A 22,249-nucleotide genomic window follows, 5' to 3' on the forward strand; every position below is an offset into this window, starting at 1 on the left:
TAGGGGGGTTGAGGATGAGGGTAAAGCACTGTTTTTTATGGCATAGCCTGGATCAGGCCAGGGATATCCGGCGTTTGAGTGGTTACCCCGTGGATTGAAGTCGCGGCGATTATTGAAAGCACCTGAAAAGTTGCTCAAGTACTCTTTAGAGTAGCGTTCCAATTGAATATTAAAATGACTTCGAGGTGTCCATGAGTGGCTCTGTGCTGATGCATGTTTCTGTATTCTCTTCCGTTCTATCAGTGCCTGACCTCGATATGAATGAAACCGCTCTGCCAGGCTCTCCGCCTCCAGAACTTTCCGCTGTATTGAATAAACAGGCCGTCCTTGTCGAAGTCATGCGCGGACGCGATGTCTTTCATCGATTGGCCAGTGTCGAGCCTTATTCCTTGCCGGCCGAATTTGACGCACGGCTCTCTGCCGCACGTCAGGCAGAAGCCGCCTTGGGACGTCAGGTCAAACTGTGGGGAGACAATGCCCGCTCGGCTTTTATGGCCTACGCCCCGTCGGGGGGTAGTACTGAAGAGCCATTGACTCGCATTTTTGATCACGATCGATTTTCAATCTGGCGCAGGGCAGAAGATTTCGTTCGGTTGGTTGAGTCGGGCAATAAGAATTACCTGGAAATACGAGGACAAATCGCTCAGAAAAATACCGAATTTCTCAAGGATGTCGCGGACCTGGTCGCACGGCTAAGTACCCATATTCGCTCTGATGGTGATAAGGGCGATATGAAAATCTACAATGCAGCCATTGCCAGAGGAATTCTTGAGATAAAACTCAAGTGGCAGCAGACGGGAGGGGTCGGTGATCTCAAGATGCTTGGACTCACCGCTGCCGATATAGCGAAGCTGGAGGTGGAGTTTAGCTGTAAGTTCAAAGATGGCATGATGGATATTTCCACCATAGACAAAATTGGAGACTCTTTCGTCAAGCTGGTGCTGAAAAACGATAAGGTGCTTCATACGGGAAATAAGGATGAGCATAAGCGCAGCGCCGAACGTGCCCTTGTAAGGCTAATAGAATTCGGCAAGGGTCCAGGCTTCGCGAGTTTGAAATTTGCGACACCCGCTGAGGTGACGAATTTTTTAGAAGATTACTTTTGGTGGGAAGAGGGTCACGTGTTCAAACAGGCCGATGTTACATCCTGGCGCACGGTTTTCGATGGTTATGAGCAGCAGATCAGCACCCAGGTAAACTTGGCGGCGCAGCGCTATAATGCGGCCTCGCAGAAGTTCGAAGCCTTGTACAGCACGGTGATGCAGGCGCTGCAAAAGATGTATGAGGCAGCGGACAAGTTTATGCAGTTCAGATAGGGGCGGTGTGATCGAGGGTTTAAGGCTAAGGCGCTGGCTGGGTTATTAATGTTAGCATTCATTGGCGATAAAAGTTATAAGGCCCATCCTCGCTTTTAGCGAGGATGGGCGGTTGTTGTTTTATTTCTTATTGTGAAATGGCCCTGTTTGAGGGTAATTCTCTGCGTTATGATACCTCTGGGGACCCGCTCCGCCAGGCTGCTCCTTGGTTGAGTATTCAATTGTCATTGGTGCTGATGATGAATGGTGCGTGAAAATAGGTTGTGTTGAAAGGAGCTCAACTAAAGTCGGATGTTTCCGTACTAAGTCACTGGCGCCGGCACTTGATACGGCTTCCTGTCCGGGAAAAGCAACGGTGGGAGGCACGAGTTGAGACGTAAGTAGTGCATGAGGGTCAGGAAATTTAAAATTTCTAGGACCTTGAGCAGGAGCTGTAAAGAGGCTTACATTATTAAGTGGTGTCGAGGGAGGGAGTGGATTCGACCCGCGATAATTTCTTTTTTCAGATGGGGTAGGCATACGGGTAAGCCCCAGAACAGTTTTTGTAGAGGGGGGGGTGTGCATGAATAACTTGGGTAGAGAATCAGCACGAAGGTAACCCATCAGATGCTGTCTCTGAGCGCTGTTAAGTTCATTGTTTATAAGCGCTTCGAGTAGTTCTAGGGGGAGACAAGCAGGTTCGGGTTATCTGTCGCAAGGGGTTGCAGTATGTTTGCTAGTGTATTGACCTCTTTTTGAGATGCTTCGGTCAGATGGCTGACATTAATGTGACGACCATTAAACACTAAGCAAGCTGAGTTAGTTCGAGGAACGATCGGCCTATTTGTCTCAACAGGGCGCGATACTATGTTAAAAGGAGGCTGGGTGGCCGATCCTTGGGCCGCCGGAATTACCCTGGTAGGCTGGGAGGACGGCATTGGTCCTATTGTTTGTGACGGGGGTAGGGAGTCGCTCGGCTGTACACTAGGGATCTGTGCTCCCGATCTCAAGGTGTCAGGTAGAGAATGGTGGCGCACGACTATTTCCTTGTGCTCCTCAACGAAATCAGTCAGCGCTCTCACTCTGCTCCAATTGTCCTCGACAGTTGTGCTCCATTCGGCTTCAGCTGCTTCAGCGTCTTGAATGGTTTTAAGGGGGTTGGTGTCCGCTGGTTTAGGTGCGCAATAATCAGGCAAGGGGGCGTCAGGATTGTACCGTACCCTCAAGAGCTTATGTAAATCACCAAGATGTTTTTCGCTGCTGGAACGTTCTTTTCTTAATTCATTATTTTCTTTTTCAAGTCTTTCTATTTCGTCAGGCAGAATTGTGGTAACCATGGCTTTGCTCATATAGTCGCCGTGATTGTATCTAGTATTGGAAGTTCGGGATTGACTACCTCCTGGAGCCGGATTGGAGAAAGGCGGACCGCTGTTTGTTATGCTCCTAATCGTCAAACTAACGGGGGTGGGAGGAGACGTCCGATTTATGCTCAAATCCATTGGTTGGAGCGGAGAGCTCGGAGAGCTCGGAGAACTCGGAGAGGTGGGGCTACTGGGGTCGTACATGGGAAATTCCTTTTAGACATTGCTGTATGTGCCATTTTTACGACTAGAGTAAGCCCTGTTCTCAGGTGCTAAACGGGGCTCACTTGGCTGGAATGTTTACTGTTTAACGACCTGCCCGTCTTTCATAAAGTGCTTTTTTGCGCTCAAGCTCATGGGCGCTACAAGCAAGAGCGCTAACCGGAAAGGGAGTACCTTATGCCTTATGTTAAGTCTTTGTCCTCCAGTGAGCCTTGCCTTACCAAGGCACAAATGCAGAATTGCACTACGAAATTTTCAGGCAGCGTTGAAACTCTACAGAATTCGAATGTTGGGAGAGTTGCTCATACCTCGCAAGAAAACATAGAGATCCAGCCTGGATATTTTTCATATTCAGACGTGATGACTGCGGCCGGTTCTTTACTGGAAATAGTCATCGCCGCCTCAGCGGAGTTGAATGATCAAGGAGAAACGGCGCTATCGAAATTGATCAAAGCTCAGCATGGCACTTTGCATGAGCAGGCCGACAAAAGAAAAGTCACCACGTGCAAATGGAATGCTCTTGATCTGGCCAGGAAAATAGAGGAAGAAAACAAAGTGCGGCGGAGTCTGACCATACGCGCTGCGACCCAGGTGATGGATCTGATGGTACTTCCTCACCAAGAGAGAGGCGGCGTCCCGCCAGAAGTATCGAGAAAGTTCGACGAGAGTATCCTCAAGTGGTTGAATACCGTTAACGAAACGATCGACCCCAGGAAACAGAGATTTTTCAATGAGGCGACTGCCGGGCTGGACAATGGTCCGACGGCAAGTGCTGTTTTGTACTCCCTGGCAACCTATGAACACAAACAGCTGAAGGAGAGCCTAGATAGAGTGGTTGCGTTGCGTGATAGGTTATTCGATTACCTTAAGCCCGCAACTGGACCTACAACATCAGAGGTGCAAGCGACATCCTCCGGGCTGAGGCCAGTAGAAAACCCACCCATTGAGGCCAATACAGGTGTCCCGGTGACACCACCAACTCGCGAATCAATATCAGCACCAGCACCAGCAGAGCAGAGTCTGGTCAGTAAAGATTATGCCCCTACTCGGCAGATCACGGACTCTGGGCGTTCCCCTGAGGCGTTTTATGACTTCTTTTTCTCTCAGATCACGGCCCCAGAGGGAGGAAATTTGGCGGTTTTTCTTGATCGAGTGAATTTTTACCTGGCCGATCAAGGCTATCCGCTTATTCTTTCGAGCGAAGAATGCCAACAATTGCTTTGGAAATGTGGCTACGAGTATTCGGAGAAACAAGGAAAGGTTGTGCCTTGGAAAGAGGTGTTTTTCCAGGATTTGCAGGCAAAGGTGTTCAACTTACAAGGGGCGGAGGATACGGATTTCTTTACAGGGTTACGAGCTGGAATAGCGGAAGTCTACAAAGATAAAGTCTCGGACGAGTATTTGCCGTCGGTTGATGAGTTGAAGCATTTCTTTAAACATAACTGGTTGAGCTATTCTAAGGAAGAAGCCCGCGTTATTTTGGATTTCAAATCAAGCTTCACACCGGCGCTCGGCACCAAGGAGGTACATAGTGCCGAGTATGCAAGGCTGAGTGACTACTCAAAACGGAAGCTGAAGTTTTTGGAGCGCAGAAAACCAAAAAACTCTACGAGCGCAATTGTCGCAGAAAAATTATTATATTGGCTGGTGGTGAATCACGGAGAGACGCCTGCCTCGATAAAAAAAACACTGGCCACTATTTTAAATCTGGAAACGCGCGAAATATCCCTGGATGAAGAGCCTACACTGTCAAGTCAAAAGGGTAGAATTTTCGGCGGTCATGTTCGGCCTTATCCGAGTGGTGTTCACAAAAAGTACGATGGTCACGTTCCGTACTCATCCGATCATCGCATCTATTTTCATCGCCTGTATGAAACGGGCTTGAATGATCCAGCCTATTTACGATATCTGATAGAAGGCTGTCGAAGAGACTGGGACGAAACCAATAGACAAAGAAAGCATGAGGCAGAGGAGAGCGCACTCGGTAATCTAGGCGATCAGGGAGACGCTTTCTTCGGTTTTTTTGCGCTGACCTGCGGTGAGTTGTATACACGCCGAGAAAAAAATGCGGCAAGCGCGATGCAATATTATATTGCCTATCAGGTGGAAAAGATGGCGGAGCAGAGTTCCAAATATTTGGGGAGCGATACCCTACTCAAGGAAACAATCGCTGGAAGGATTGCTAAAGAGGCTATGGCCGAACTTCAAAAGAGAAGCAAAAAATCGCCTGTGAATGTACATGAGGTCAGTGACAATATACACGAAACACCAATATCCGAGCAGCCGATAGCGTCCCCGGGAAAAAATATATATGAAGAAAGCACAAAAGCCAGTGCGTCAGGCAACATCTACGACAAGGTATTTGAGGCCCCCTCTACATCTAATCCGACAGGTAGTGGATCGTATTCGATATCTGAAAATACCGGGGGGAAAGAGACAGCTGATAGGATTTATGTGGCCGGAAAACTTTCTAAAGAAGCCATGACAGAGCGTCATCAAAGAGCTATGCAAGAGTGGGAGGCGGCGAATAGGCACTGGGTCGGCAGGTACAATCGTGAAGCGCCGATAGTGCCCCCGAAAGAACATGTACATCCAAATAGTAGTGTGATACACGAAAAGAGCAGCGCGCCAGGCATGAGCAATGATTTGATTGCCGTGGAGCCTATATATGCGGAAGTGATATACAATGCTCCAGAAACGCCATCGAAAGAAAATATATATGTAAATGGTGCTGTAAGAAGCGAAGAAAGCAGTGCGCCAGATGAAGTCTGTGGAGCGGCGGCGCCAGACCATATATGTGAGCCGATAGGCGGATCGCATTCGATACGTGATGAAGAAGAGATGTACGATGAGGTCTATGAGCCAGTTATACCGAAATCAAATAATTCTGAAACTTATCAGGGTGCAGGTCTTAATCCCCCAGCTGATGCAGGGCAGAGCCTTATAAGGTTCGGCAGGCTTGAGCTTATAAGCTTGGAGTCAGCTCAGTCAAAATTGGCTGGAGCGGAACATAAAAAGTCAATGCTTTCGGATAAATTATTTGTTCCCCCAGATAAGCTGAAAGAAGTTTTGCTGACGCTCAAGGAAACACCTAATACTACGCCTGCTGAGCCACCTACAAGCAATGGAAAAGGTATGGCTGTTTTAAAGCTCTTCAGGAAAAAGCCAAAAAAGCCCTAGTTCTATTTCTAGATTTTGGTCGAAAATTTCATCGGTCGTTAGAGTGGAGTTAATATGCTTATATCACCGGCATCATTCGCGTCATACACTTATCCATCTCCGGGTCAATCAGTGGGGCCTTTATCTTTTCTGATGAGTGAGAGATTAACACCACAGATTATCGATTTTACGGGTGCAGAGCTGCATGTACCGGAAAGGAGTCTGATAGTCAGTGCTAACCTCGGGAAGGCCTTATTTTTTGAAGGGAAGATTTTTTATGTGAAAGATACAACAAGCTTTCTTCCCATTTCGCAAGAGCTCGCCAACGCTATAGCCTCACGAGAGGCTGTCAGTGCCGAGATATACAGGTTGTTCGGTCGTGCTCCAGAAACGATTATGGTGAACCACTGTGGCCTTGTTATGGGGGGGCACAGACAATGATAAAATTTATATCGCATCCAGATGGGTGGACTATCAGGACTTCGGCGATTGGATGATCAAGGAGACCTCAGCCGATAAACTGGAAATGCAATTTTCAGAGTTTACAACGGAAAATATTGCAGCATTCAAAGAAAATGCAGCCGCCGCGAGCGCACTGACTCTTGAGTTGGCAGTCTTGCGTGAGCAGCACCGTGATCCCTCGAGACAACCTTGGTGGGAAGAAAAAGGTGGGAATCCAAATCTCGACCTCATCGAGAAATATAGACCTCTGGCTGAAGAGCTGGATAAGGTGATGCAAAAGCAGTTTTTCTTGCTGCCAGAGGTGCTTCAGAAAGAAATACAAGAACATCTCGTCATATCACAGCTTCTGGGCGACTGGGACCCCATCAATCCGTTTTACAAGAATATGGGCGTGGTGGAAGACGAATGGGGTGAGCTGCATATCATGCGCCTCGATTTTGGCAGTTGCCTGGATGTGGGTTTTCGGGGGCAAGCCAAGGAGCATGGCTACCACATGGCGGTTAACCAGCGCCCCGCAGTTTTTCCAGAGCTCAAACATATTTTCAAGGAAGAGAATGCTCCATTTTCAGAGGTGTTACCAAAGCTAGGCGAAGCGTTTGATAACCTTCCCTATGCAGACTATGCAAAATCCATTTCAGGGAACCCTGAATGGGCAGAGTTCACGCGCCTCAAGATCGCTTACCGCTGTGTCCTGCTGAGGCAAGCGGATAAAAATATTATTGCGGATATTATTCGGCGAAATTTAATCGATGAACCGGGATCTATTGCAGGACTAAAGACAAAAGAATCGCTGATTGACGTTATGAATGCGCGCATCGAGGCGCTTATTCTGCAATGCGGTGGACTTGAGAAAATAGATGAGTTCGAACGAAACCATCAAGATGTTGCAAATTCTATCAGGGAATCGGTTTTATCTGCGTTACAAGACCACGGGCAGTCGTTCGGGTGATTGACTCCATGGCAGCACGGGAGGGCAACAGGCTTGGCGACACGTCCAAGGGCGCCAAGGCCCGCACCTTTGCCCGTCGACATTTTTTGCTTTCAGACCCGTCAAGTAGCGCCTGGGCCGAGTGAGGGTTAGCGTTTTTCGGCTGAAGCCGGCGCTCTGCAGGTCGTGAGTATTGCTGTTGAATCGACTCACTTTGTGCAAGATCGCTCAGGAAAAATGCTTTAACCTTTTAATCGGAGCAATGAAATGAGCAGGTTTGGAACTGAAGCACCCGAAGCACCCGTTACAGATGACGAGGCGCTCGCGGTCGAACGTTTATTGGAGGCCATGCTGAATGGCGTGGCGATAAAAGACGTTCATGGCGTACCTGATGAGGTCATGAATGGCTTGTATGTGCATGCTTACGAGTTCTATCGGCAGGGGCGCCTGGATGACGCGGAAGTGTTTTTCCGCTTCCTGTGTATCTACGACTTTTATAACGCCGACTATGTATTGGGTTTGGCAGCGGTCTATCAACTGAAGAAAAACTATCAAAAAGCGCTTGATGTTTATGCATTGGCCCATGCACTGGCAAAGGAAGACTACCGCGCCATGCTTTACGCGGGTCAATGCAATATGTTGCTCAAGCGTAAGGGCAAGGCAAAGGAATGCTTTAACGCGGTGCTGGAAAATAGTACGGACGTATCCTTGCAAAAGCGCGCGCAGCTGTTTCTGGAGGGGATGTTCAATATTAGCGAATAGGAGGTTTGATTGTGGATATAGGTCGTCCTTTTGAGGTCATTAATAATAATCTCTCTAGCTCATCGCTTGGCGAGGGGCGGGGCGCTGGCAAGCAGCACGTTGAGGAAAAAACTCCTGGCCCGGCTTTAACCTTTGCGGACGTTAAACAGCCGACCGGGCAATGGCAGGTGTTTTTCTATGAGCTGGCCAATGAACTGGCCAATGAGTTGGCCAAAGAGCAGGTTCGTAATGAGCTGGAAAAAGAGCAAGGGCAGGCAAAAGATGACGAATTGCCAGCGGGTATTCCACAACTTAGCAAGCCCGTCGCAGGGGAGTTGAATTCGTCGGCCTTACAGTTGTTTCTGAAAATTTCCAATCTGGATTCGTCCGGCAGAATTACCGAGGAAAAAAAGCAAGGCCGAATGCAGGAGGCGTTCGCTCAGCAATCGGCGAAATCGCACGAGGCGCAGGAGAATGCGCGCCTGGCGGAGGCGGCCGAAAAAGAGCTTGAAGAAAAGCGCAAGAATGCCAGCATTTGGGAGAAGGTGTTTGGCTGGGTCATGTCGGTCGTTTCGGTGGTGCTGGCTGCGCCTACCGGTGGTGCCAGCCTGGCGCTCGCCGTGTTCTGCGCTGTCGATATGGCTCAGAGCGAAGAGACCAAGTTTTCGGTTATTGGCAAAATCCTTGAGCCGCTCATCAATGAGGCGATTTTGCCGGCGATTGAAGCCATCGCCAAGGTCATTACCGATGAGCTGAAAAACTTGGGCATGGCGGATGAGGCGGCCGCCATCATGGGGCAGATCACTGCGGCAATTGCTGTTGTAGCCGTCACGCTGCTGGCCGCGGCGGGAGCGAAAAAACTCCCGACGGAACTGCTGACCAAACAGATCAGCAAATTTGCGGCGAAAGCAGTGCCGGATATTCTCAAGAACGGTTCGAAAACGCTGACCAAAAGCATTAGAAGTTTTCTCGGTGGTAAGGAGCTAGCACAAATACTGACAGCGCGAATGGAAAAAGTCGCGTTGGTCGCGGGGGTCGCCGATAAAGCCGGTGTACGCCCTGGTATGAATATCGATATCGCCTTGACCGAAAAAGAAGTGCAGATGCTGGAAGCCAACCTGCAACGAATTTTTGCCGATAACGACTTTTTGAGCAAGACCATCGAGCATCTCTGGCAAGAGATCAGCAGACGGATGGAAGCAGAGATGGCGGGGCTGCGAAATGCGTTTGAAAGCTTCAATCGGGAGTCGGAAGGTGCGCTGAAAATGATCGACATGATCTCGGGTATCAGGCATCGAGGCCGGGCCTGAAATAAGGTCCAAATTATTTCAGCAACGCGACAAAGTACTGTTATTTCAGTATTGAATTTTTCTGATGGCCTCTGAATATATTATACAGGAGAGTATCCATGGCTGATTTTATGTCAGTTTCTGTCAATGAGTACTATACGAGTGTTTATTCCTCAACGGGCGAGGGGGGGATTGCCCCCGCTAAAAGCTCGACAATACTAGAGCTAGAGGTGGTCTCGACTGAAGTGGTGCAGTATGCAGCGCAACAGAAAAATGGACTCACGGAAAACGATCCAAACATCCCACACCTGTCGTTACCTCCACAACCGGTGGAGGCTGAAGAACTTCAACGAGCTGTTTTCTTCACACTGACGCTGATGGATGCATTCCTTCCGCAGTTTTATCAAGCCTTGAGCGAATTGCTTGAGCGAGCGCGTGAAGCAAAAAGCAAGAGCGGGCTCCAGAGCTATGAGACGAAGCTGCGCGCCGCTGAGACTCATAAAGACATCGCAAACAAGAGCTTTGAGAAGACGGTCTCTGGAGCGGTGGGCGGCGCGGCGGCTAATCTTGCTGGCGCGACACAATCCTGGAAGGGGATAACCAGGCAGCAAGAGTCCATCGACGTCAACGAGCAAGTTGCGCGGTTGATCGGCAATCGTCTGAAGCAGACTAATCAGCAGTTGCTGAGCTTGAGAGGGGCTGCGGCACCTGGCAGTGCTCCCGCACCGCAAATCAAGCAATTGGAGAGGAAGGCGGGAGCGCAAGAGCTCGAGCGTGACACTGCCCAGCTTAAGCATGAACAATCGCTTCGCGAGGGTGATAAGCAAAAGGCTGTTGGAGAGCTTATCCGAAGCTTCTCCGCGCCGGTTTCAGCGGTTACCGAGGCTGGTTTCGAAATCGACGTCGCGGCGGAGCGCAGCAAGGAAGAACTAGAGAAGGCATTGGCCGCGCTTTTTGAGCGGGATACGGAGGCTTTTGCCGAGAGGATCCAGGCCTATCAGGTGCAGTTCAATGCTCTGCTGACAATGGCGGCAGAGAGAAACAAGGGCAATGCAGATCTGACCAGGTCCGTTTAATAGATTGCAAAACCCTCCAGGGAAGCTTGGAGGGTTTTGCATCTGAAGCTGCAATGAAATACGTACAGATGTTTTGTATATTTCAAGCAAACGCAATACTGATGAGGTGTTCCGGTGCCTAGTGTTAATGGTGATAGCATTACACCACTCGTTACAAATACAAATGCAACAGATAATTTCTCTGGTGATGCGCCGAATCTCAGTCCTGTTGCGCAAACGCTTAGGAAGATAACGAATAGCGGTTGCCCCTCTGGATCCGACTTACCGGTTTCTGGGAGCGCTGACACACAAGCCGCGAATGTTTTTAAAGAAGCCGGAAATATCTATACCGACAAATTAATCAAGCAGGGACTTGGTAAACTCGGACCTTTGGCTAGCTCGTTCGCTGAACGTCTGGAAACGACAAAGAAAGTAAAATACCTTTGGTTGCGTCATCTGGCTATTGTCGTAGCTCATCAGTCTAAATTTATTGAAAGTCAGCTTGAAGTATGTAGAAAAAATCAATCTGGCGGTAATACCTCCATGCGCGACTTGACCATGGCACATCAAATACTCAAAGAGCTAGTAGATAAGGTTGATAATGAAATTACTAGAGTTAATTTGACACGTGGAGATGTCGCCAAAGCTATATTGAAAGGCGTGCGATCGAAAGTGACTGGTGCCAATAATGGCTCAGTGCTTGAGAACAAGATATGCCTTGCCGCAGAAAGAATGTGTTCGGTGGGGGGGGCACGGAGGCCGTACAAAAAGTCGGCTTCTCAAGTAGTAGTGAAAAACCAGATGTTAAGCTGCATTTAGAACTGACGAACCTGATGAAGAGGAGCATCGAATTTGCAGGAGGGGGGAAGCGCTTCGCTAAGTACTGCGCTGATCAGTCCCTTAAGAGATGTCAAGAAGAGTATAAGACGCAGTTCCCTGAAACGTCTGATGACGAGATCGCTGGGTTTGATAGCCGCTGTTTCAACGAACCCACATTGGGGCTGGTTGAGAATAGTAAGGAGGAGATAGCCAAGGCTTTTGGTGATGAGCCTATAGCCCTGAGCATACTAGGAGAAGAGCTTGAGCACTTGGCATTTACCCCCAGTTGCTTGATACCGCCAAAGCGTTCGCCGCGGCCCGCAGAACCATCGCAGCCGTTGGAGGGGGCTGCTGACCAGAGTGCGCAGCAGCCTCCAGCGGCCACTGTAACTCCTTTGCTGCCAATTCCTCCAGCCGATGATGGGACTCACCCCATTCACCCAAAGCATACGGACCCTGGGCCAACGCCCCCCTCAACACTGCAACTGCCCGCAGATTCAGAGGAAGTAAAGGGGAAAAACACAGTCATCTGCAGCCCTAGTTTTACTATTGTGGTTAATGGTCTGAGGGCAACTGATCTTGATGTGCAAGAATCTGACGATGACAATAAAAGCTCAAGCTCTTACACAAAGAAGAAAAGGAGGCCAAAAACCACGATAAAAAATCAGGACTTTAAGCTTGATAATGGCGCTCAAGGCAATTCTCCGGAGGATATTAATTTTAAGTTGTCAGATAATCTTCCAAGGGCTGAGGCAGATATCTCAGTTGGCAAAGTTGAGGTTTCGAAAGATACACTTGGAACCAAAATCTACGCAGTTCATATGTTTATAGGTGGCGAAGATGCTCGGCACTCAGACGATAAGGCCTCAGAAATAGATCGTCGCAAAAAAGAATCCCTAGAGAAAGTGGCAGATTGGATGCGGAAGAGTACGTTTGGAGCTCCTGCATCGGGGGCGAGGAGGGTGATTCTGTCGCCTGGTAGTGCTCAGAGCTTTTATGGCGTGGCACCTGTATTGGAACACTCAGATGCGCGGAACTCTATCGAAGCGACAGACGTCAGGGCTATACAGGAAATAGCTGATATAGAGCCTGGTGGGATCGGGATTGCAAATAGAGTTGCGTTTTTTAACGGAGCTAAAGAGTTTAGATTAAATAATAAGTTTCTTAATGATCGACATGTTGAATTGGAAAACATACGGCCTAAAGCGAAATATGGTGAGCCGGTTGACTGACGAACGGTCCTTCAGCATGATTTAGGATAAGTCCTGATTCCGTGCGTATGTTTTTGGTTTAGCCTGACGCTTCATATGCAATGAGGATGAAGAAATGCTGAAGCCTGATGAAGCGCAGGCGCTTTGCCGTGGCCCGGTGGATGTTCTGGTGGTTGGCGCCGGAGTCGCGGGCCTGGCCGCCGCCCATGAACTGCTCAAACAGGGTCGCAGTGTGCGTGTCGTCGAGGCGCGTGAGCGTGTCGGTGGACGGCTGTATACCCGTAGGGACTGCGGCGATATTCCCATCGAGATGGGCGCCGAACTGATTCATGGCACTGACGCGGTCACCTGGACACTGGTTCACCAGCAAAGGCTCGCCACGGCCCATATGAGTGGGGGGCAGGATCTGACCCGTCACGCCGACACGGTGGTCGACGCGGTGTGTCCGGATCGGGTTGCCCAGTGTCCGCCGCAGCCAGGCGAAAATGCCGCGGCTTACCTCTCGAGGATCGGTGTGTCCCGCGCGGATATTCGTCATGGGGTGTATGCGCTTGAACTCGACCTGGAGCCATTGTCGCGCTGCAGCGCGCTGGATCTCGTGGCGTCGGAGGTGCTGAGCGATGCCCTGGACCCTTGCGAGGAAGAGGACTATCGGGTAATTGGCGGCTACGATCAGATCTTGCAACCGTTGCTCGAAGGGGTGCCGCTGGTGCTGGAGACTGTCGTTCATGGCATTGCTTACGCAGAGCATGGCGTGCGCCTGAGTGTATCGAGTGCCGATACGGGGCTTTATACCCTCGACGCAAAGCAATGCATTGTGACGCTGCCGCTCGGTGTCCTGCAGGGCGATAGCGTGGATTTTACCCCGGCGTTACCTGCCGATTACCGACAGGCTATCGAGGGTTTGGGCGTCTGCGATGTCGCCAAGATCATCTACATTTTCGACGAGCCGGTCCTGGGCAAGGAGACGGCCTATCTGCTGGATTATGACGCCACCCCGCCGTATTTCTGGAACGGCTCACTGGGTTATGAGCAGGCTCGACAAGAGGTGGTCGTGGCCTGGGTGGTGGGGGATAAAGCGCGGCAACTCCTGGCAATGCCGGAGGACGAGCGCTTCGAGGTCGGCCTTGAGACGCTACGGCGCATGAGCGGCAAAGCGCATCTTGAGCCAGTCCAACGGATTCTTCATCACTGGAGCGACGACCCCTACGCCCGGGGTGCCTATTCCTTTATCCCTCCGGGTGCGGAGGAAGCTGCCCATCGACTTTCCGTGCCTGTCGAGGGCGTGTTGCATTTTGCCGGTGAGGCGACGAGCAGCGATCATCCTGCGTCCATTCACGGCGCCCTGGAAAGCGGGCGCCGTGCTGCTCATGCTGCGTTGGTGTTACTCGGCGTTTGAAAAGGATAGGAAGCACTGCCAAGCGGCTCTGCTTCCTAACTAAATGGCTGACGATTGGAGGGGGTTATCTACCAACGCTCTCGAGACTCGAGGGTTCGCGGGGCATATTAGTCCAGCCATAGCTACGGCCGTCGCCCTTGCGCTTTAATATATTATATTTTTCCAATAACTTCAAAATTGAAGCGGGTTCTTTGTCTGGATCTTCCTTCTCCAAGTATCCCTTGCCTCCATTTGCGTTTGGCGGTGTATATAACTCAGTTTTTGCTCTGAGGAGAATCCCCTGCAAGCACTCATCCGCACCCACGCTCCCACAGTTTTCGACATGGAGCACGCCGCTATATATCAATGCAATCAGCGGCAAGAACTCAATGCCTCGTTCTTCCGTGCTGGTACTCCATGAATCCTGCTCGGAGGGTACGGGTATAATATTCTCTATCTCGGTAATAAGGCCGCGGCCCGTGGGGTCGTTCCTTTGCTTATCAGCTAGGCCAAACTCGCTCAACAAAGAAATGGTTTTAACACCCTCACTTTCTGCAACGCGCTGCACGCAGCCACCGATACCATTCTTGTCGGCGCCAGTTACAAAGACAGGGATAGTCCCCCGCAATCTTGCGTCAACGACTTGTTGTCGCAGTCTTTCCTCGATCGGGCCGGTGTCTTCATACCCTTGACCAGCAAAACCGACTGTACAGATAGGAAAGGCTTTAGATAATAATTCATCATCAGTTAAGAAAGTTTGATTGGGTGCTGAAAAATTGACTGCGTCGATTACTTTTTTTTCAAATAAATTTAAGATTTTTTTGTCGTTGTTTGTGAGGTTGAATATTAGTTCTGCGACGGATCTACGATGGAAAAATGGGTCTTTATGATATTTCTGCGGTCCATCGCAAACAACCGCCTTGGCCGCCTTATATTTTTCAGACTCCAATAGAGGGTGATATGTAGCTAGCTGGTCAAAAAATGAGGGATTTAGTGTTATTTCGCTTATTCCCGGCATGACATTATTCACTCGTCAGTTAATTGTTGTGAGCCGCGATGATGAGTGTTGAAAACCAGAGAAGCTTGCAAATTAAGCTTCTATTGCGGTGCGTGCTGCTGGGTATAGGACCAGTCCCATAGGGCCGGCCGGTTGCTCGATGAACACTATGTACCTGTTCAGCCGAGGAGGCGTCATTTTATGTTTTTTCGCCGATTCGAAGCCCTGGTGGATATTTTCAAGCCGGCTCCCGATACGGCTCCGCCAAACGACATGCGGCGCTTTTATGCGCACTATCTGCGCCAGGTCTGGCCGCTGCTGATTGTCTTGCTGGGAACCGGATTTGCCGTGGCGCTGACCGAAGTGGCGCTGTTCAACTTTCTCGGAAAAATTGTCGACCTGGTACAGGCCACGCCCAGTGCCGAATTTTTCCAGCGGCACAGCGGCCAGTTGTTGTGGATGGCGCTGGTTGCACTGATCCTGTATCCCCTGTTCATCGGCTTGCAGAACCTGATGGTGAAGCAGGCGATCAGTCCTGGCTTGACCAGCCTGATTCGCTGGCAAAGCCATCGTTATGTGTTCAGGCAAAGTCTTGGTTTTTTCCACAACGACTTCGCCGGCCGAATTGCCAACCGCATCATGCAAACCGGTGACTCCCTGAGTGACTCGGTTCTGTCGACGGTGGCGGCGCTCTGGTATGTGTGCATTTATGCCGCCAGTGTCCTGCTTCTATTTGCTGAGGCGGATTGGCGATTGACGATCCCCTTGCTGGTTTGGATGGCCTGCTATATCGGTGCGTTGCGCTATTTCGTGCCGCGCCTCACCCAGCGTTCGGAGCAGGCGGCCGAGGCGAGTTCGGAGTTGATGGGGCGGATCATCGATGGCTACACCAATATCGCCACGCTGAAGTTGTTCGCCCACAGTCGTTTTGAGGAGGACTACGTTCGCGAGGCGCTGATTGAAGAAACCCGGCGAACCCGATGGGCCAACCGGCTGTTCAGCACCATGGATGTTGCTATTGCCAGCCTGAACAGCTTGTTGATTGTCGGTAGCGCGAGCCTGGCGCTCTGGCTGTGGAGTCAGGGGCTGATCTCGGTGGGAGCCATCGCCCTGGTTGTGGGGTTGGTGATGCGGATCAACAGCATGTCCGAATGGATCACCTGGGTGGTCAGCGATGTCTTTGAAAATATCGGCAAGGTGCAAGATGGCATGCGCACCATCGCCCAGCCACGTGGTGTGGTCGATCGCGAGGGCGCCCCGGCGATTGCGGTGTCGCGTGGAGAAGTGCGCTTCGAGCGGGTCGGCTTCCACTATGACAAGGACCAGGGTGTGATCGACGGGCTGAACCTGGTCATAAACCCTGGCGAAAAAATCGGTTTGGTCGGGCCTTCGGGGGCGGGAAAATCGACCCTGGTCAATCTACTGCTACGCCTCTATGACTTGAAAGGCGGGCGCATTCTGATCGACGGGCAGGATATCAGCACTGTCGCCCAGGACAGCCTGCGTGGGCAGGTCGGCGTGGTCACCCAGGATATTTCGCTGCTGCATCGCTCGATTCGCGACAACCTGCTCTACGGTAAGCCGCAGGCCACTGACGAGGAGCTATGGGAGGCCCTGCGCAAGGCGCGCGCCGACGAATTCATCCCGTCGTTATCCGATACCGATGGGCGACGAGGGCTCGACGCGCATGTCGGTGAGCGTGGTGTGAAGCTGTCCGGCGGACAGCGTCAACGTATCGCCATTGCCCGTGTGTTGTTGAAGAACGCACCGATTCTCGTGCTCGACGAGGCCACCTCGGCGCTGGACTCTGAAGTGGAAGCCGCGATTCAGGACACCCTGGAGGTCCTGATGGAGGGGAAAACCGTCATCGCGATCGCCCATCGCCTGTCGACGATCGCCCAGATGGATCGTTTGGTGGTGCTGGACGGCGGCCGCATCGTCGAAAGCGGGAGCCATGGCCAGCTCCTGGCGCGGGGCGGGTTGTATGCGCGTTTATGGCGGCACCAAACCGGTGGTTTTGTCAGCGAGGCGGCACACCTGCAGGAAGCGTGACTGTTACCACAACCATGATGTTCGTCAAATGAGCCGGGGGACTCGAAGTTCTCCGGATTCAGCGTGCGTGGGCATTTCTGACTTGTCCTAAATGTCCAGTTGGACATTCTCGGTAACCTTTATACAACTTATTCCACAAGTCAGGTGTTGTGATGTTTGTAAAAGCGAATTTTCGTAAAAAGTTGCTGGCCCTTTCTATTGCGGCAGTTGTCGTGCCGTTGCAGGCGAGTGCTAGTTTCTCTGAAATAAGTTCTTCGAATGAAAGTGTTCAAGTTCGTAAGAACCTCCACGATCTGATTGCTTTCGATGCCAAGAAGCAGGAATTTGCGGATGACTTGTTGGATGAGATCAATAAAAATCCTGGGCTCAAGGCGGAAAAAGAGTTTATCGAGAGGATTGCTCAAGCTGCTAAATCCGCTAAAGTTGCTACTGTGACTCCCGTACGTTATTCACATGGGCAGAGCGTGCAGAGCATCGTTGATCAGTTGTTTCAGGCGAAAACCGCAGAATTCGAGAAGCTGCGGCAGGCTGAAGTTGTCGCTAAAGCTGAGGCCAGAGAGCGGGCCGTAAAAAAATGGCAAGATCCAGGCTCAGAATATTTTGTAGATATTGAAAAGGAAATTGAAAATATTGTCAGTGCAGACCTTGGAGTTATAAAGGCAACTAAAGATTTTCAGGATAAAGCTAAACCTTTGGATCGTCTCATGAACGCCCATAAAAATGCAATAGCCATTGCCAAGGAGAGAGCTACGAGCATAATGGCCAAGAGGCTTGCCGATGCTATCGACTCAGATATTCGTGAAGATCAGGTAGTTAAAGAAATCGCTCAACAGATTGCCAAGGCTCATTCTGATCTTTCAGAAGATAATCTCGCAGAGCTCGCTAGCATGGATATGAAAACCTGGCTGACTTCCCGTACTAAGACGGGGGCCAAAGCCAAGGCAGAACTGGATGCCGCTAATGCGCGCAATCAGCTGCTGGAGGGGGATCTTGATGAGTTGAAACAGCACGAAGCAGAGCTGTTGGCGGCACTCAAGCAACTTGAGGATGCGGAGAAAACCGGGATTGTCACGACGGAGGAAACTGGAGAGGCCATCAACGATGAGTCTGCTGAAATCAATGCCGAACTAGAAAAGCTCATCGCCCAATTGGAGCTTGAGTTGCAACAGGCTCTGGCCAAGAAAAAGGCTGACGAAGCCGCTGCAAAAATTGCCGCTGACGACCAGCAGGCGAGCGCCAACGCTGCCCGGCTGACCGGTAATGCCGGCGCCGCCAGCCAAGCCTTCGTCGCAGCGGTACAAAGTGGCCAGATCGACCGTAACGATGAGATCTACCAGGTCTTCACCGACGGCAGTGCCGAGCAGGTAGCTCGTCTGGCCGGGCAATTGGCGCCGGAGGTCAACGGTGGTGTGGCCCAGGCGGCACAAACCGGCCACAGCCTTATCGCCCAGGCGACGAGCGATCGAACCAGTACGCTGCGTAGCGGTATCTCCTGGGGCGAAACGCCGATGGAAACCGGTGCCTGGGTGCAGGTGCTGAACAGCGATGCCAACCAGGGAGCACGCCAGGGCGTGGCCGGCTACAAGGCCAACAGCCAAGGTATCGCCGTGGGTGCCGACGGCAAGCTGAATGAACAAGTTACCCTGGGTGTGGCATACAGCCACCTGGGCACCGAGGTGAAGAGCGACCAGGGTAACAAGACCGACGTGACGGGCCATGCGCTGACCGCTTATGGCAGCTACGAGCAGGACGGCTATTTTGTCGACGGTAGCCTGACCTTTGGTCAGAACGCCAACGAGAGCACTCGCCAGATTCTGGACGACCGCGCCAAGGCCAACTACGACAGCCGTCTGTTCGGTGCCAATGTGCTGGCCGGTTATGGCTTCCAGCTGGACAACGGTGTGCTGGTAGAACCGCGGGTCGCGGGTCGTTACAGCCATGTGTCCATCAATGGTTACCAGGAGAAGGGTTCTTCCGCGGCACTCTCGGTAAAAGGCCAGACGGTCGAAGTGATGGAGCTGGGTGCGGGTGTTCGTGTAGCGGGTCAGTTCCCGCTGAAGCAAGGCACCCTGGAACCTGAAGTGAAGCTGATGGCGTATCATGACTTCAAGGCGGATCGGGCCTCCAGCACCTCGGCCTTCGTTCAGGGCGGCACGCCGTTCGTCACCGATGGCGCCAAGCCGACGAGCAACAGTATCGAAGCCGGGGTCGGGCTGAACTACCGCACGGGTGCAAGCACCTTCGGGGTCAGCTACGACTACCTGAGCAAGAAAGATTTTGATGCCGACAGCGTCCAACTCAAGGCGCGCTACGACTTCTAACCAGACATCTCCCCAGGTGTAGGCCCGCTTCGGCGGGCTTTTTTACGTCTGCTACAAGGCGCCTTTATCTGGCGGGCGAACTTAGCGCTCGTGGACATTTCTGACGTGTCCTAAATATCCAGTTGGACATTTTCAGTAACCTTTACACAACTTATTAAACAAGTCAGGTGTTGTGATGTTTGTGAAAGCGAGTTTTCGTAAAAAGTTGCTGGTCCTTTCTATTGCGGCAGTTGTCGTATCATTGCAGGTAGGTACTAGTTTTGCGGATGTGAATCCATCGAATGGAAGTGCTCAAGTTCATAAGGCTCTTCACGATCGGGCTGTCGAGGCCCAAAAGCAAGAGCGTATGGCTCGTGAAAGGGCTGATAAGCTGAGTGAAAGCCGTGTGATCGATAAAGGTACAAAATGGTTTAAAGATCTGGCCGATTTCGAGGCCAAGAAGAAGAAATTTGCGAATGATTTAGTTGCCGAAATCAGTGCGGACCCTGGGCTGCAGGCGGAAAAAAAGTTTCTCGAGACAGTCACTCAAGTCAATGCGCAGGCTAAAGTAGCTTCGAAAATTAAGGATGTTTTAGCTGTAACCGGTGCATCCAAACTTGCTGATCCTCTTAGTAATCCGCAGCTTCTGCAAGCTTTTGAGCAATTGACTCAGGCAAAGGCGGAGCTAAAAAATCAGAAGCTTGATGAGCTGGGATTGCGTCAAGCAGATGCCGCTGCCAGAGCTGATGCTGAACAGCGGGCTAAAGCTAAGTGGCTAAGTGATGAGGAGGCGGCGAAAGTCAAGAAGAATATTGAAGAAGATATTGCGGCCAGCACGACCTTGAAGAGTCTTCGCGAACAACTCGATGATGCGGCGCGTGTAGTTAGCCATAGCAAGATGATTGGTATTTCTGAGGCTATTGCGAAAGCAGAAATCGATGAGCGAAAAAGAGTAGAGGAGCTCTGGGCCAAGAAAGTTGCTGACGCCATCGAAGCAGATATTCGTGAAGACCTGGTTGTCAAAGAGGTCGGTCAGCAGATTGCCAAGGTTAATTCTGATTTTTCGGAAGATAATCTCGCAGAACTCGCTGGCATGGATATGGAAACCTGGCTGACTTCCCGTACTCAGACGGGGGCCAGAGCCAAGGCAGAACTGGATGCCGCTAAGGCGCTCAATCAGCTGCTGAAGGGGGATCTTGATGAATTGACACTGCGAGAAAAAGAAATACTGGCGGCTGCACTCAAGCAGCATGAGGACGCGGAGAAAGCTGGGGTTGTTACGCTGAATGAGACTGGAGAGGCCGTCGTCGAGACCATCAACGATGAGTCTGCTGAAATCAATGCCGAACTCGGAAAGATTGTTGCTCAATTGGAGCTTATGTTGCAGCAGGCCCTGGCCGAGAAAAAGGCTGCTGAAGTCGCTGCAAAAATTGCCGCTGACGATCAGCAGGCAAGCGCCAACGTTGCCCAACTGACCGGTAATGCCCGCGCAGCCGGCCAAGCCTTCGTCGCTGCGGTACAAAGTGGCCAGATCGACCGTAACGATGAGATCTACCAGGTCTTCACCGACGGCAGTGCCGAGCAGGTAGCTCGTCTGGCCGGGCAACTGGCGCCGGAGGTCAACGGTGGTGTGGCCCAGGCGGCACAAACCGGCCACAGCCTTATCGCCCAGGCGACGGGCAGTCGGACCAGTACGCTGCGTAGCGGTATCTCCTCGGGCGAAACGCCGATGGAAACCGGTGCCTGGGTGCAGGTGCTGAACAGCGATGCCAACCAGGGAGCACGCCAGGGTGTGGCCGGCTACAAGGCCAACAGCCAAGGTATCGCCGTGGGTGCCGACGGCAAGCTGAATGAACAAGTTACCCTGGGTGTGGCATACAGCCACCTGGGCACCGAGGTGAAGAGCGACCAGGGTAACAAGACCGACGTGACGGGCCATGCGCTGACCGCTTATGGCAGCTACGAGCAGGACGGCTATTTTGTCGACGGTAGCCTGACCTTTGGTCAGAACGCCAACGAGAGCACTCGCCAGATTCTGGACGACCGCGCCAAGGCCAACTACGACAGCCGTCTGTTCGGTGCCAATGTGCTGGCCGGTTATGGCTTCCAGCTGGACAACGGTGTGCTGGTAGAACCGCGGGTCGCGGGTCGTTACAGCCATGTGTCCATCAATGGTTACCAGGAGAAGGGTTCTTCCGCGGCACTCTCGGTAAAAGGCCAGACGGTCGAAGTGATGGAGCTGGGTGCGGGTGTTCGTGTAGCGGGTCAGTTCCCGCTGAAGCAAGGCACCCTGGAACCTGAAGTGAAGCTGATGGCGTATCATGACTTCAAGGCGGATCGGGCCTCCAGCACCTCGGCCTTCGTTCAGGGCGGCACGCCGTTCGTCACCGATGGCGCCAAGCCGACGAGCAACAGTATCGAAGCCGGGGTCGGGCTGAACTACCGCACGGGTGCAAGCACCTTCGGGGTCAGCTACGACTACCTGAGCAAGAAAGATTTTGATGCCGACAGCGTCCAACTCAAGGCGCGCTACGACTTCTAACCAAACATCTCCCCAGGTGTGGGCCCGCTTCGGCGGGCTTTTTTTTGCGTCTGCGACAGGGTGCCTTTATTTGAAGATGAACGTCGCAGTTCGAGTCTCTGATGCATGACGTTGTGCGCTTCCTGGTCCAGCGCCATCTCTCTTTATATTATTTTAGACATCTTATGAAGCCAAAGAAAAGCCGTCCATAAAGGACGGCAAATGACTACCCAACCGCAAACACCGCAGTTTGTCGAGCTCTGCGGTTTGACAAGCATGGTTTGTGTGCTAACCCTAGAAAACGGGACGAGTCTGAATCGTGTTCAGTTAGGCGGATGCTATAAAACATAAGCCTAGGGTATCCGGGTGGGGGCTTTGAGTTGTAAGGATCGGTAAGGCGGGGATTATCTGAATCTTGCATCGGTCGTTGCAGCACGCTCCCGATGTTCAATTCAACAC

General features: G+C 51.6%; 14 protein-coding genes. 12 read left to right on the forward strand and 2 right to left on the reverse strand.

Features of this window, described 5'->3' with window-relative positions; genetic code table 11:
* Positions 1 to 191: 191 nt before the first annotated feature.
* Complete coding sequence (locus NUH87_RS30890) at positions 192 to 1,316, forward strand: hypothetical protein (RefSeq protein WP_338524050.1); 1,125 nt, start codon at positions 192 to 194, stop codon at positions 1,314 to 1,316.
* A gap of 659 nt (positions 1,317 to 1,975) precedes the next feature.
* Here the strand turns inward: NUH87_RS30890 and NUH87_RS30895 are convergent.
* Positions 1,976 to 2,644: a hypothetical protein gene (locus tag NUH87_RS30895; RefSeq protein WP_338524051.1), complete on the reverse strand. Its 669-nt coding sequence runs from the start codon at positions 2,642 to 2,644 to the stop codon at positions 1,976 to 1,978.
* Between the two features lie 411 nt (positions 2,645 to 3,055).
* Between NUH87_RS30895 and NUH87_RS30900 the strand changes: the two genes are divergently transcribed.
* The 8 genes from NUH87_RS30900 (at position 3,056) to NUH87_RS30935 (ending at position 13,941) form a co-directional block, all read left to right on the forward strand.
* Complete coding sequence (locus NUH87_RS30900; protein ID WP_338524052.1) at positions 3,056 to 6,058, forward strand: hypothetical protein; 3,003 nt, start codon at positions 3,056 to 3,058, stop codon at positions 6,056 to 6,058.
* Positions 6,059 to 6,446: 388 nt separating this feature from the next.
* Positions 6,447 to 7,448 (forward strand): hypothetical protein, encoded by a 1,002-nt coding sequence (locus tag NUH87_RS30905; protein WP_338524053.1) that lies wholly within the window; start codon positions 6,447 to 6,449, stop codon positions 7,446 to 7,448.
* A gap of 246 nt (positions 7,449 to 7,694) precedes the next feature.
* The gene (gene sicA, locus NUH87_RS30910; protein ID WP_338524054.1) at positions 7,695 to 8,189 is read left to right on the forward strand and encodes a type III secretion system translocator chaperone SicA; all 495 of its coding nucleotides are present in this window, start codon (positions 7,695 to 7,697) and stop codon (positions 8,187 to 8,189) included.
* An 11-nt stretch (positions 8,190 to 8,200) separates the two neighbouring features.
* A complete protein-coding gene (sctE, locus tag NUH87_RS30915; RefSeq protein WP_338524055.1) occupies positions 8,201 to 9,478 on the forward strand; it encodes a type III secretion system translocon subunit SctE in 1,278 nt (425 codons plus the stop codon).
* Between the two features lie 98 nt (positions 9,479 to 9,576).
* On the forward strand, positions 9,577 to 10,533 hold the full coding sequence (locus NUH87_RS30920; RefSeq protein ID WP_338524056.1) for a hypothetical protein: 957 nt from the start codon (positions 9,577 to 9,579) through the stop codon (positions 10,531 to 10,533).
* A 114-nt stretch (positions 10,534 to 10,647) separates the two neighbouring features.
* Positions 10,648 to 11,331 (forward strand): hypothetical protein, encoded by a 684-nt coding sequence (locus NUH87_RS30925; protein ID WP_338524057.1) that lies wholly within the window; start codon positions 10,648 to 10,650, stop codon positions 11,329 to 11,331.
* A gap of 14 nt (positions 11,332 to 11,345) precedes the next feature.
* Positions 11,346 to 12,563, forward strand: coding sequence for a hypothetical protein (locus NUH87_RS30930; RefSeq protein ID WP_338524058.1), 1,218 nt, complete (start codon positions 11,346 to 11,348; stop codon positions 12,561 to 12,563).
* A 94-nt stretch (positions 12,564 to 12,657) separates the two neighbouring features.
* Entirely contained in the window at positions 12,658 to 13,941 is a 1,284-nt protein-coding gene (locus NUH87_RS30935; RefSeq protein ID WP_338524059.1) for an NAD(P)/FAD-dependent oxidoreductase, read from the forward strand.
* 64 nt (positions 13,942 to 14,005) lie between these two features.
* Here NUH87_RS30935 and NUH87_RS30940 read toward each other — a convergent pair whose 3' ends face one another.
* Positions 14,006 to 14,938: a hypothetical protein gene (locus NUH87_RS30940; protein WP_338524060.1), complete on the reverse strand. Its 933-nt coding sequence runs from the start codon at positions 14,936 to 14,938 to the stop codon at positions 14,006 to 14,008.
* A gap of 180 nt (positions 14,939 to 15,118) precedes the next feature.
* On the opposite strand from NUH87_RS30940, the gene NUH87_RS30945 reads away from it, so the two are divergent.
* From NUH87_RS30945 to NUH87_RS30955, 3 genes are all read left to right on the forward strand, one after another.
* Entirely contained in the window at positions 15,119 to 16,969 is a 1,851-nt protein-coding gene (locus tag NUH87_RS30945) for an ABC transporter ATP-binding protein (RefSeq protein WP_338524061.1), read from the forward strand.
* A 152-nt stretch (positions 16,970 to 17,121) separates the two neighbouring features.
* Entirely contained in the window at positions 17,122 to 19,290 is a 2,169-nt protein-coding gene (locus NUH87_RS30950) for an autotransporter outer membrane beta-barrel domain-containing protein (protein WP_338524062.1), read from the forward strand.
* A 175-nt stretch (positions 19,291 to 19,465) separates the two neighbouring features.
* Positions 19,466 to 21,811, forward strand: coding sequence for an autotransporter outer membrane beta-barrel domain-containing protein (locus NUH87_RS30955; RefSeq protein WP_338524063.1), 2,346 nt, complete (start codon positions 19,466 to 19,468; stop codon positions 21,809 to 21,811).
* Positions 21,812 to 22,249 lie beyond the last annotated feature (438 nt).

Origin of the sequence: Pseudomonas batumici (assembly GCF_036585405.1) — a bacterium.
Lineage (GTDB): Bacteria > Pseudomonadota > Gammaproteobacteria > Pseudomonadales > Pseudomonadaceae > Aquipseudomonas > Aquipseudomonas batumici.